9 protein-coding genes are annotated in these 12,911 nt (G+C 47.3%); all 9 read right to left on the bottom strand.

Translation table 11 applies throughout. The annotated features are described in order from the left end of the window. Positions 1-4 precede the first annotated feature (4 nt). The gene (gene rpoC / locus BM329_RS09210) at positions 5-4,231 is read right to left on the bottom strand and encodes a DNA-directed RNA polymerase subunit beta' (protein WP_092552045.1); all 4,227 of its coding nucleotides are present in this window, start codon (positions 4,229-4,231) and stop codon (positions 5-7) included. A 284-nt stretch (positions 4,232-4,515) separates the two neighbouring features. Next, the gene (gene rpoB, locus BM329_RS09205) at positions 4,516-8,544 is read right to left on the bottom strand and encodes a DNA-directed RNA polymerase subunit beta (protein WP_092552042.1); all 4,029 of its coding nucleotides are present in this window, start codon (positions 8,542-8,544) and stop codon (positions 4,516-4,518) included. A gap of 337 nt (positions 8,545-8,881) precedes the next feature. Next, complete coding sequence (rplL, locus tag BM329_RS09200; RefSeq protein WP_092552039.1) at positions 8,882-9,247, bottom strand: 50S ribosomal protein L7/L12; 366 nt, start codon at positions 9,245-9,247, stop codon at positions 8,882-8,884. 63 nt (positions 9,248-9,310) lie between these two features. Beyond that, the gene (gene rplJ, locus BM329_RS09195) at positions 9,311-9,817 is read right to left on the bottom strand and encodes a 50S ribosomal protein L10 (protein WP_092552036.1); all 507 of its coding nucleotides are present in this window, start codon (positions 9,815-9,817) and stop codon (positions 9,311-9,313) included. A gap of 306 nt (positions 9,818-10,123) precedes the next feature. Further along, on the bottom strand, positions 10,124-10,825 hold the full coding sequence (rplA, locus tag BM329_RS09190) for a 50S ribosomal protein L1 (RefSeq protein ID WP_092552033.1): 702 nt from the start codon (positions 10,823-10,825) through the stop codon (positions 10,124-10,126). Positions 10,826-10,828: 3 nt separating this feature from the next. After that, the gene (gene rplK / locus BM329_RS09185) at positions 10,829-11,257 is read right to left on the bottom strand and encodes a 50S ribosomal protein L11 (protein WP_092552030.1); all 429 of its coding nucleotides are present in this window, start codon (positions 11,255-11,257) and stop codon (positions 10,829-10,831) included. 221 nt (positions 11,258-11,478) lie between these two features. After that, positions 11,479-12,024 (bottom strand): transcription termination/antitermination protein NusG, encoded by a 546-nt coding sequence (gene nusG / locus BM329_RS09180; protein ID WP_092552027.1) that lies wholly within the window; start codon positions 12,022-12,024, stop codon positions 11,479-11,481. A 2-nt stretch (positions 12,025-12,026) separates the two neighbouring features. Beyond that, positions 12,027-12,410, bottom strand: coding sequence for a preprotein translocase subunit SecE (secE, locus tag BM329_RS09175; protein WP_092552024.1), 384 nt, complete (start codon positions 12,408-12,410; stop codon positions 12,027-12,029). A gap of 396 nt (positions 12,411-12,806) precedes the next feature. Continuing rightward, a partial coding sequence (locus BM329_RS09170) for an EF-Tu C-terminal domain-related protein (RefSeq protein WP_143101232.1) occupies positions 12,807-12,911 on the bottom strand: 105 nt, incomplete at its 5' end.

Genomic DNA, 12,911 nt, shown 5'->3' with positions numbered 1-12,911 from the left:
GATATTACTCGTTAGCGCTGCTGTTACCGAAACCTGCATTCAACAATTCAGCAAGGTTTGCGGTTGCTTCATCAACGCTAACTTGTGGCGCTTCTGTCACTTCGTTTTCGTGACGGCGGCGGATACGATCCTGATGGTAAGCATAACCTGTACCGGCAGGGATCAAACGACCAACAATGACGTTCTCTTTCAGGCCACGCAGCTCATCGCGTTTACCTGCAACAGCAGCTTCAGTCAGTACGCGGGTTGTTTCCTGGAACGACGCCGCAGAGATGAAGGATTCTGTTGCCAGTGATGCTTTGGTGATACCCAACAGATCACGTTGGAAAGTCGCAGGTACTTTACCATCCTGCTCCAGCTTACGGTTCGCGACTTTAACTCGCGCGTATTCAACCTGCTCACCTTCAAGGAATTCAGAGCTACCCGCATTTGCGATAGTTGCTTTACGCAACATCTGACGAACGATAACTTCGATGTGTTTATCGTTAATCTTAACGCCTTGCAGACGGTAAACTTCCTGCACTTCGTTAGTGATGTAACGGGCAACCGCATGAACACCACGCAGGCGCAGAATGTCATGTGGAGACTCTGGGCCATCGGAGATAACATCACCGCGTTCAACAACCTCACCTTCAAATACGTTGAGCTGACGCCATTTAGGGATCATCTCTTCGTATGCGTCACTACCATCCAGCGGACTGATCACCAGACGACGTTTACCTTTGGTTTCTTTACCGAAGGAAACGATACCGCTGATTTCTGCCAGAATAGCAGGTTCTTTCGGGCGACGAGCTTCGAACAGGTCCGCAACGCGTGGCAGACCACCAGTAATATCTTTAGTACCGCCAGATTCCTGAGGAATACGCGCCAACGTATCACCCGCAGAGATAGAGATGCCATCTTCCAGCTGAACAATCGCTTTACCCGGCAGGAAGTACTGAGCAGGCATATCTGTACCTGGGATCAGAACATCGTTACCCTGAGTATCTACGATTTTCAGTGCCGGACGCAGGTCCTTACCACTACCGGTACGCTCTGCACTATCCAGAACTACCAGTGAAGACAGGCCGGTCAATTCGTCCGTCTGACGGGTGATGGTCTGGCCATCAACCATGTCGTAGAACTGGATGATACCGGACACTTCACTCACGACTGGCATGGTATGTGGATCCCAGTTTGCAACGGTTTCACCGCCGGTTACTGCTTCACCATCACCTTTCGCCAATACCGAGCCGTAAGGCACTTTATAGCTTTCTTTCGTTCGACCAAAATCATCGATCAGACGCAATTCGGTATTACGGGAAGTAATAACCAGTTTGCCTGCTGAATTCGTAACGAATTTCACATTACTCAGTTTCAGATGACCTTTGTTGCGTACCTGAATGCTGGATTCTGCTGCCGCACGAGATGCCGCACCACCGATGTGGAACGTACGCATCGTCAGCTGTGTACCCGGCTCACCGATTGACTGGGCCGCTATAACGCCAACTGCTTCACCTTTGTTGATACGGTGACCACGAGCAAGGTCACGACCGTAACAGTTCGCACAAACACCGAAGTCAGTTTCACAACTAACTACGGAACGTACTTTCACGCTGTCAACGGAGTTTTCTTCTAACAGATCACACCATTTTTCATTCAACAGAGTATTACGCTCTACCAGAATGTCCGCAGTGCCTGGTTTCAGAATATCTTCAGCCGTTACACGACCCAATACGCGCTCACGCAGTGGTTCTTTAACATCACCACCTTCGATAACCGGAGTCATCAGGATACCGTTGTGAGTACCACAGTCATCTTCAGTCACGACCAAGTCTTGGGCAACATCAACCAGACGACGGGTCAGGTAACCAGAGTTCGCGGTTTTCAATGCCGTGTCCGCAAGACCTTTACGAGCACCGTGGGTTGAGATGAAGTACTGGAGTACGTTCAGACCTTCACGGAAGTTCGCGGTGATTGGCGTTTCAATGATCGAACCATCTGGAGTGGCCATCAAGCCACGCATACCCGCCAACTGACGAATCTGAGCAGCAGAACCACGCGCACCGGAATCGGCCATCATAAAGATGTTGTTGAAAGAAACCTGCTGTTCTTCTTCGCCGTTACGGTTAATAACAGTTTCAGTAGACAGGTTTTCCATCATCGCTTTAGCAACACGTTCGTTCGCCGCAGCCCAGATATCGATCACCTTGTTATAGCGTTCGCCAGCAGTTACCAAACCAGACTGGAACTGTTCCTGAATTTCGGCCACTTCAGCTTCCGCTTCAGCGATGATGCCTTCTTTTTTCTCAGGAATAACCATGTCATCAATACCTACAGACACCCCTGAACGGGCAGCGTAAGCAAAACCGGTATACATGGTCTGGTCAGCTAAGATAACAGTTGGTTTCAGGCCCAGTATGCGGTAACAGGTATTCAGCATTCTGGAGATTGCTTTTTTACCCAGCGCCTGGTTAATCAGTGAATATGGCAGACCTCTCGGTACGATCATCCATAGGATGGCACGACCGATAGTGGTATCAACTAAACCTGTATTAACAGTAACATTGCCTTCGCCATCTCTCACTTCTTCAGTGATACGAACTTTAACGCGAGCGTGCAGAGAAGCCAGACCTGCGCGGTAAACACGCTCTGCTTCTTTAGGCCCACTCAGAACCATGCCTTCGCCTTTCGCGTTAACACAGTCACGGGTCATGTAGTACAGACCCAATACAACGTCCTGAGATGGAACGATGATGGGTTCACCGCTCGCTGGAGACAGAATGTTGTTGGTAGACATCATCAACGCACGCGCTTCCAACTGGGCTTCCAGTGTCAACGGTACGTGAACAGCCATCTGGTCACCATCGAAGTCGGCGTTATACGCCGCACACACCAATGGGTGTAACTGGATAGCCTTACCTTCGATCAGAACGGGTTCAAATGCCTGAATACCCAAACGGTGAAGGGTAGGTGCACGGTTCAGCAAAACCGGGTGCTCACGGATAACTTCATCCAAGATATCCCATACGACGGCTTCTTCACGCTCAACCATTTTCTTGGCCGCTTTGATGGTAGTCGCAAGACCACGCAGTTCCAGCTTGCCGTAAATAAATGGCTTGAACAGCTCCAGAGCCATCTTCTTAGGAAGACCACACTGATGCAGACGCAGGTATGGACCTACGGTAATTACAGAACGGCCTGAGTAATCAACACGTTTACCCAGAAGGTTCTGACGGAAACGACCCTGTTTACCCTTGATCATGTCAGCCAAGGATTTCAGAGGACGTTTGTTGGAACCGGTAATTGCACGACCGCGACGGCCGTTGTCCAGCAATGCATCAACCGCTTCCTGCAACATACGTTTTTCGTTACGTACGATGATGTCTGGCGCAGCCAGATCCAGCAGGCGTTTCAGACGGTTATTACGGTTAATAACTCGACGATACAGATCGTTCAGGTCTGAAGTTGCAAAACGACCGCCATCCAGTGGAACCAGTGGACGCAGATCCGGTGGCAGAACTGGCAGAACAGTCAGAACCATCCACTCTGGCTTGTTACCAGACTGAATGAAAGCTTCCAGCAGTTTAATACGCTTGGTCAGCTTCTTGCGTTTGGTTTCAGAGTTGGTTTCGTTCAACTCTTCACGCAGGGTTTCACACTCGTTTTCCAGATCCATGTTTTTCAGCAAAGACTGGATCGCTTCTGCGCCCATTTTTGCGTCAAATTCATCACCGAACTCTTCCAACGCATCCAGATACTGTTCTTCAGTCAGGATCTGTCTACGCTCAAGATTGGTCATGCCGCCTTCAACAACCACATAGGATTCGAAGTACAATACGCGTTCAATATCGCGCAGAGGCATGTCCAGCAACAAACCGATGCGGGATGGCAGAGACTTCAGGAACCAAATGTGAGCGGTTGGAGATGCCAGCTCTATGTGACCCATACGTTCACGACGAACTTTAGTCTGGGTTACTTCAACGCCACATTTCTCACAAATCACACCACGGTGTTTTAAACGCTTATATTTACCACACAAGCATTCATAATCTTTTACTGGCCCGAAAATACGGGCGCAGAAAAGGCCGTCACGCTCAGGCTTGAACGTACGGTAGTTAATAGTTTCCGGCTTTTTTACTTCCCCGAATGACCATGAACGGATCATATCTGGAGAGGCCAGAGCAATTTTGATCGCATCAAACTCTTCGGTCTTAGTTTGCGCTTTCAGAAACTTTAATAAGTCTTTCACGAAATGGCTCCTGTCGGAGTTAGGCCTGTTAGGTGAGTGGCCCATGCCACTCAACTCTATAACCAGTATACCCTTCGTCTTTCAAGTTGCAGCTTTGTTGGCTGCGCTCACTCACCCCAGTCACATAGTTATCTATGCTCCAGGGGATTAATGAAAGGCTCCTGCCTTTCACCGGAGGCCAGCCTTTGGCTGGGCAAATTCGTTCCCGACGAATTTGTCATTCCCTTGCCGTCGCGCTGCATCTTGAAATCCAATGGGTATATAATCACTGGCGGGAAAACGGTTTATTCGTCTTCCAGCTCGATGTTGATACCCAACGAACGGATTTCTTTCAGCAATACGTTGAAAGATTCCGGCATGCCTGGTTCCATCTGGTGGTTACCATCCACGATGTTTTTATACATCTTGGTACGACCGTTAACATCGTCAGATTTAACTGTGAGCATTTCTTGCAGGGTGTACGCAGCACCGTATGCTTCCAATGCCCACACTTCCATCTCTCCGAAGCGCTGACCACCGAACTGCGCCTTACCACCCAGCGGCTGCTGAGTAACCAGACTGTAAGAACCGGTAGAACGGGCGTGCATCTTGTCATCAACCAAGTGGTTCAATTTCAGCATATACATGTAACCAACGGTTACTTGACGCTCAAATTGTTCACCGGTGCGACCATCAAACAGTGTGATCTGACCAGAAGTCGGCAAGCCACCCAATTTCAACAGTTCTTTAATTTCGGTTTCTTTCGCACCGTCAAAGACTGGCGTTGCAATTGGCATACCTTTTTTCAGGTTTTCTGCCAAACGCATCACTTCTTCGTCGGTGAAATTGCTCAAATCAACTTTCTGACGAGTATCGTCGCCCAAATCATAAGCTTTCTGGATAAATTCACGCAGTTTGGCAACTTCTTGCTGCTGTTTCAGCATCGCATTGATCTTGTCACCAATGCCTTTTGCCGCCATACCCAAGTGAGTTTCCAGAATCTGACCGATATTCATACGTGATGGTACGCCCAGCGGGTTCAATACGATGTCTACCGCTGTTCCATTTTCATCGTAAGGCATGTCTTCGATCGGGTTAATTTTGGAAATAACACCCTTGTTACCGTGACGACCCGCCATCTTGTCACCAGGCTGGATCTGACGTTTCACAGCCAGATACACTTTGACAATTTTCAGCACGCCTGGGGCCAAATCATCGCCTTGTGTGATCTTACGGCGTTTAGCATCCAGTTTTTTCTCGAACTCCGCTTTCAGTTCGTCATACTGTTCTGCCAGCTGTTCCAGCTGATTTTGTTTTTCTTCATCAGCCAGGCCCAGCTCCAACCAGCGTCCACGAGGCAGCTTACTGAGTTTTTCCGCTTCAACCCCGCCGGAAACCAGCACGGAGTTAATACGGGCAAACAGGCCAGCTTCGAAAATTTGCAGTTCTTCCGTCAGATCTTTTTTCGCCTGACGCAGCTGCATCTCTTCGATTTCCAACGCACGCTTATCTTTCTCTACGCCATCACGGGTAAAGACCTGTACGTCAATAACCGTACCGGAAACACCGTTTGGTACACGCAGTGAAGAATCTTTCACATCAGACGCTTTCTCACCGAAGATCGCACGTAGCAGTTTTTCTTCTGGTGTCAGCTGGGTTTCGCCTTTCGGTGTCACTTTACCAACCAGAATGTCGCCGCCTTTCACTTCCGCACCGATATAAACGATACCGGATTCGTCCAGTTTAGACAGCGCAGCTTCACCCACGTTAGGGATGTCGGCTGTGATCTCTTCCGGTCCCAGTTTGGTGTCACGAGACACACAAGCCAGTTCCTGAATGTGAATAGTGGTGAAACGGTCTTCCTGAACAACACGTTCAGATACGAGTATGGAGTCTTCGAAGTTATAACCATTCCATGGCATGAATGCCACGCGCATGTTCTGACCCAGTGCCAGCTCACCTAAATCGGTAGATGGACCATCAGCCAGTACGTCACCACGCTCTACCAATTCGCCCAGAGAAACACATGGCATCTGATTGATGCAGGTGTTCTGGTTAGAACGGGTATATTTGGTCAGGTTGTAGATATCAATGCCCGCTTCACCTGCGTACATTTCATCTTCGTTAACCTTGATTACAATACGGGATGCGTCAACGTACTGAACCACTCCACCGCGTTTAGCAACAGAGGTTACACCGGAGTCAACCGCTACTGCACGTTCCATGCCTGTACCAACCAGTGGCTTGTCAGCGCGCAGAGTCGGGACTGCCTGACGTTGCATGTTCGCACCCATCAATGCACGGTTGGCATCATCGTGTTCAAGGAATGGGATCAAGGAAGCACCTACGGACACGATCTGTTGTGTCGAAACGTCCATGTACTGGACTTGATCACGGTTGAACAAGCTGGATTCATCGTAATGACGGCAAGTGACCAATTCTTCTACGAAGCGGCCTTCTTCATCCAATACGGAGTTAGCCTGTGCAATAACGTAGTTACCTTCTTCGATCGCAGACAGGTAGTGAATTTCATCGGTCACTACACCATCACGAACTAATCGGTAAGGGGTTTCAAGAAAACCGTACTCATTGGTACGCGCATAAACGGACAATGAGTTAATCAGACCGATGTTCGGACCTTCAGGCGTTTCGATTGGACATACCCGACCGTAATGGGTTGGGTGTACGTCTCGAACTTCAAAGCCTGCACGCTCACGGGTCAGACCGCCTGGACCCAACGCAGAAATACGGCGTTTATGGGTAATTTCAGACAGTGGGTTGTTCTGATCCATGAACTGGGACAGCTGGCTGGAGCCAAAGAACTCTTTCACCGCCGCAGAAATCGGTTTCGCGTTGATCATGTCTTGTGGCATCAAAGTATCCAGATCGCCCAGAGACAAACGCTCTTTCACTGCACGTTCAACACGTACCAGACCAACACGGAACTGGTTTTCAGCCATTTCGCCAACGGAACGGATACGACGGTTGCCCAAATGGTCTATATCGTCAACTTCACCTTTACCGTTACGGATATCAATGAGCTTCTTCATCACGTCAATGATGTCTTCTTTACTCAGGATACCGGAACCTTCAACCTCTTCACGATCCAGTGAACGGTTGAATTTCATGCGACCAACCGCCGACAGATCGTATCGATCTTCAGAGAAGAACAGGTTCTCAAATAGGTTTTCTGCGGCTTCACGTGTCGGTGGTTCACCCGGACGCATCATGCGATAAATTTCAACCAGTGCACCCAGGCGATCATTGGTTGGGTCAATACGCAGAGTTTCGGAAATGTATGCACCGTGATCCAGATCGTTGGTAAATAGGGTCTCGATAGATTTGTGGCCAGACTGACTAAGACGCGCCAGCAGATCCAAAGAGAGTTCCATGTTAGCAACACAGATGATTTCACCTGTGTTCTGGTCGATGTAATCTTTTGCTACAACTTTACCAGCGATATATTCAACAGGTACCTCAATGCAGTTTACCTGATCTTTTTCTAACTGGCGGATATGGCGAGCAGTAATACGGCGGCCTTTTTCAACATAGACCTTGCCGTTCGCTTCGATATCAAATGAAGCAGTCTCGCCACGCAGACGTTCTGGAACCAGAGTCATCTGCAATTTGCTGTCGCAAATTTCGAAAACGGTTTTGTTGAAGAACAGGTTCAGGATTTCTTCAGTAGAGTAACTCATCGCACGCAAAATAATCGAAGCCGGTAATTTACGACGGCGATCGATACGCACAAACAAGTTATCTTTTGGATCAAATTCGAAATCTAACCATGAACCACGGTAAGGGATGATACGTGCGTTATACAGTACCTTACCGGATGAATGGGTTTTACCCTTATCACTGTCAAAGAAAACGCCTGGGCTACGATGCAACTGAGATACGATAACACGCTCAGTACCGTTGATAACGAAAGTCCCGTTATCAGTCATGAGTGGAATTTCACCCATGTAGACTTCTTGCTCTTTGATGTCTTTGACTGTGCCTTCTGGCGCTTCGCGCTCATAGATCACCAGACGCAGTTTAACGCGCAGCGGTGCGGAATAAGTAACACCACGGATCTGACACTCTTGAACATCAAAAACAGGCTCGCCAAGACGGTAGCTTACATATTGCAGCTCAGAATTGCCGCTATAGCTCTGAATTGGGAACACAGAACGGAAGGCCGCTTCCAGCCCATTCTGGCCTTCAGGATCTTGCTCGATAAACTTCTGGAACGAGTCAAGTTGAATAGAAAGAAGGTATGGAACATCCAAAACTTGTGGACGTTTACCAAAATCCTTACGAATACGTTTTTTCTCAGTATAGGAGTAAACCATAGGGTTCCTCAGCTCGCTGATAAGTGACCCACTCTGCCGCCCTAAAGGACAACTCTTTACGGCACTATTTTTTCGAATAGAAAATTGAATTATTTTCCATAATACTCATTACTATTACTCTTAAATCATTTCATTGCGTTACCTTACTACCGAGCTACCCGAGTGGATCGTAACTGAGAACGCAGTATATTAAGTCGTCAATAGGAAAAAGTATTTGGGGTTAATTAATAGCTAAATAGTGGAAATGCTACTAATACCCTACAGCGCAAAAAGGCTGGTGATCAAAAAATCACCAGCCGTCAGCCTCTAAAGTCAGGCTGCTAACTTAAAATTAAACTTACTCAATCTTAACAGAAGCGCCTGCTTCTTCCAGAGATTTTTTCAGTGCTTCAGCGTCCTCTTTGCTGATAGCCTCTTTCAGTGTAGCGTCTGGAGTTTCAACCAGGTCTTTCGCTTCTTTCAGACCCAGGCCAGTTGCGCCACGTACTGCCTTGATAACTGCAACTTTGTTAGCACCAATAGCAGACAGAGTGACCTTAAACTCAGTTTGTTCTTCAACAGCTTCAGCAGCGCCAGCAGCAACAGCTACAGCCGCAGCAGCAGAAACGCCGAATTTGTCTTCCATTGCAGTGATCAGTTCAACAACATCCATAACGGACATGTCTGCAACTGCGTCCAGAATTTGTTCTTTATTGATAGACATAACAAGTGTTCCTAAAATTCAGAAATAATTTATACGTTAAAAAGCAACGAAGGAAATCAGCAACTAAGCTACTTCTTTCGGCTCGCGTAACTCGCGTAACGCAGCCAGAGTACGAACCAGTTTGCCTGCAACGGCTTCTTTCATGGTTGACATCAGGCGTGCGATTGCTTCTTCGTAATTTGGGAGTGTTGCCAGACGATCGATATTTGAGCCTGGGATAAACTCACCTTCAAAGGCTGCTGCTTTAATCTCGAGTGCTGGATTCGCTTTAGCGAACTCTTTGAACAGACGAGCAGCTGCGCCCGGATGTTCGGAAGAGAAAGCAATCAAGGTTGGACCAAAAAACGCTTCTTTCAGGCACTCATACTGAGTACCTTCAACAGCACGACGCAGCAGGGTGTTACGTACAACGCGTACGTTAACGCCAGCTTCACGACATGCTTTACGCAGTTCAGTCATTTTATCTACGGTAACGCCACGAGAATCCGCAACAACCGCAGACAGCGCGCCTTTGGCTACTTCGCTGACTTCAGCAACAATCGCTTGTTTGTCTTGAAGATTTAGTGCCATTAGCTTCTTGCTCCTGGATTAACCGGGAAAACCCGGAACTCACTTCACTCAAAACACGGAATGTGCCTGAGCGCTAAAACACGGTGAGCAGAATCCAGAAAATAAATTTCATTTGGCTCTGTCACCGTCTACGCAGGATATTAAGTAATTACTTACGCCTGCGGTCTTGGACGGGGCTTGGATCAGGCCAAGCTCCAACCTAAAACTTTTTGTTCAACTAATATATAATCTACCAGCCAAACATAAGGTGCCAAATTTTAGACAAATCTAACGCCAAGGTAAAGCGATAATCCTTTTCAGCTCGAATTAAGCTGAAGCGGTCAGACCAAATTGGTCAATTGCTACACATGCGCCCATGGTAGTGGACAAGCTAACTTTCTTAATGTAAACACCTTTAGCAGAAGATGGCTTCGCTTTTTTCAGCGCAACCAGCAGAGCTTCCAGGTTTTCTTTCAGTTTATCAGCTTCGAAGTCAACTTTACCGATAGTAGTGTGGATAATGCCGTTCTTATCATTACGGTAGCGAACCTGTCCTGCTTTAACGTTTCGTACAGCTTCAGCAACGTTAGGAGTTACAGTACCTACTTTCGGGTTTGGCATCAGGCCACGTAGACCCAGGATTTGGCCCAGTTGGCCAACAACGCGCATTGCATCTGGAGATGCGATAACTACGTCGAAATCCATCTCGTCTTTCTTAATCTGTTCAGCCAGATCTTCCATACCTACTAGTTCTGCGCCAGCAACTTTAGCCGCTTCAGCATTTGCACCCTGAGCAAATACAGCAACACGTACTGAACGACCGGTACCATGTGGCAATACAGTTGCGCCACGAACGTTCTGGTCAGATTTACGCGCATCGATGCCAAGATTGACAGCTACGTCAACACTTTCTACAAATTTAGCAGTAGCCAGTTCTTTCAGCAGAACAATAGCTTCGTTGATGTCATACTGTTTAGTTACATCAATTTTTTCACGGATAGTGCGCATGCGCTTGGTCAGTTTAGCCATTGATTAACCCTCCACTACCAGGCCCATGGAACGAGCAGTACCTTCGATTGAACGCATCATAGCGTCAACGTCAGCACCAGTCATGTCCGCAGCTTTAGTTTCAGCAATCTCACGAATCTGAGCGCTGCTTACTTTACCAACTTTGTCTTTGTTCGGCTTGCCAGAACCAGACTTGATACCCGCTGCTTTTTTCAGCAAAACTGCTGCTGGTGGGGTCTTGGTAACGAAAGTGAAAGAACGGTCCGCGTAAACAGTAATAACAACTGGAATTGGCAGGCCTTTTTCAATGCTTTCAGTTTTAGCATTGAACGCTTTACAGAATTCCATGATGTTAACACCCTGCTGACCCAGCGCTGGGCCAACTGGTGGGCTTGGGTTAGCCATACCAGCTGCAACTTGCAGCTTAACGTAGGCTTGTACTTTCTTAGCCATCTTATTTCCTCTATATGGGTCTTACCGCCTCAAAGCGAGGCTCCCCCGACAATTCAGGCCTCGTCTATTATTCTATTATAAAGACCAGACCACTTAAAACTTTTACCTAAGTTATCTAGAAAACATAATTAAAAAATAATGTCTAGATAAAAACAAAAGGCGCGAAATTGTATGCTAATTTCACACCCTTTGCAAGTGAGCTTGTTTGATTTATCGTCAGATTAAACTTTCTCTACCTGACTAAAGTCCAGCTCAACAGGCGTAGCACGACCAAAGATAGAAACCGATACTTTCAAACGGCTCTTCTCGTAATCGACTTCTTCTACCACACCATTGAAGTCTGCAAATGGGCCATCGCTGACCCGAACCATTTCGCCTGGCTCAAACAGAGTTTTTGGCCGTGGTTTATCACCAACTTGCTGAAGACGATCCATAATCGCATCAACTTCTTTATCGCTAATTGGTGCCGGACGGTCAGACGTGCCACCGATAAAACCCATTACGCGAGGTACACTACGAACCAGATGCCAAGTTGCATCGTTCATTACCATTTGTACCAAAACATAACCAGGGAAGAATTTACGCTCGCTTTTACGGCGTTGGCCACTGCGGATCTCAACCACTTCTTCTGTCGGCACCATCACTTCGCCGAAAGAATCTTCCATATCTTGTAATTTGATATGCTCACGCAGAGATTGAGCAACACGACCTTCAAACCCAGAAAATGCCTGTATGACATACCAACGCTTTTTTGGGGATTCAGACATTTTTAAAACCTCAGGCCTGTAATAAATGAAACTAAACGCACCAGAATACCGTCCAGTCCCCATAAGATCAGAGACATGACAGCTGTTACAGCTGCAACAATCAAAGTCGTATGCAGAGCTTCCTGGCGAGTTGGCCAAATGACTTTACGCATTTCAATGCGGGCTTCACGGGCAAATGCTAATGCAGCTTTACCTTTCACTGTCCACAATGCAACTGCTCCTGCAAAGGCAGCAATAGCCACAACGGCTATCGCACGCAGAGGCAGGTTATACTCTCGGTAATAATAATTACCCACTATAGCAGCTACTAGCAGCACAGCTACCAATAGCCATTTTGCTATATCAAGACCACGCCCGCTTTCTTGAGCATCGCTATTCGCACTCATAAACCAACCTGTAACTATATGTAAGTAACTATGATGTAAATAGATAGCCAGCTTGCCTCGCAAGAGCAAAACAAATCAGACCGAACCCAAAGATAATTGCAATTGTATCTGACCCGGCGCCATAATTCAGCAGGACTTTTTACCCTTCGTCTTTTAAGTTGCAGCTTTGTGGGCTGCCTCTTGAAATCCTTTGAGTATATATCTCAACGATATCAAATCCCATCCGTTGTATCAAAAGCCTATCTCACCAACAATTAAGGATAACTGTCAAATGGCGATTTGTCTGCCATCAGAGAGTGATTTAATGAACAACTATTGATGAGATAGGTTCTTCTTAAGACAACGTATAAAAAGGGCATCTATTGATGCCCTTCCAAAATGAACACATTAAAAAAATTATGCGATCACTTTAGCAACAACACCAGCGCCAACAGTACGACCACCTTCACGGATTGCGAAACGCAGACCTTCGTCCATTGCGATTGGTGAAATCAGAGTCAC

Source organism: Xenorhabdus koppenhoeferi (assembly GCF_900116635.1).
In the GTDB taxonomy this organism is placed as follows: domain Bacteria; phylum Pseudomonadota; class Gammaproteobacteria; order Enterobacterales; family Enterobacteriaceae; genus Xenorhabdus; species Xenorhabdus koppenhoeferi.
The sequence above is the reverse complement of the archived record's forward strand: the minus strand, read 5'-3'. Positions and strand labels throughout refer to the sequence as shown.

Coding starts and splice junctions, on each gene's coding strand:
- rplJ (WP_092552036.1), bottom strand. CDS start 9,817: ATGGCACTAAATCTTCAAGACAAACAAGCGATTGTTGCTGAAGTCAGC.
- nusG (WP_092552027.1), bottom strand. CDS start 12,024: ATGTCTGAATCCCCAAAAAAGCGTTGGTATGTCATACAGGCATTTTCT.
- rpoB (WP_092552042.1), bottom strand. CDS start 8,544: ATGGTTTACTCCTATACTGAGAAAAAACGTATTCGTAAGGATTTTGGT.
- rplK (WP_092552030.1), bottom strand. CDS start 11,257: ATGGCTAAGAAAGTACAAGCCTACGTTAAGCTGCAAGTTGCAGCTGGT.
- rplL (WP_092552039.1), bottom strand. CDS start 9,247: ATGTCTATCAATAAAGAACAAATTCTGGACGCAGTTGCAGACATGTCC.
- secE (WP_092552024.1), bottom strand. CDS start 12,410: ATGAGTGCGAATAGCGATGCTCAAGAAAGCGGGCGTGGTCTTGATATA.
- rplA (WP_092552033.1), bottom strand. CDS start 10,825: ATGGCTAAACTGACCAAGCGCATGCGCACTATCCGTGAAAAAATTGAT.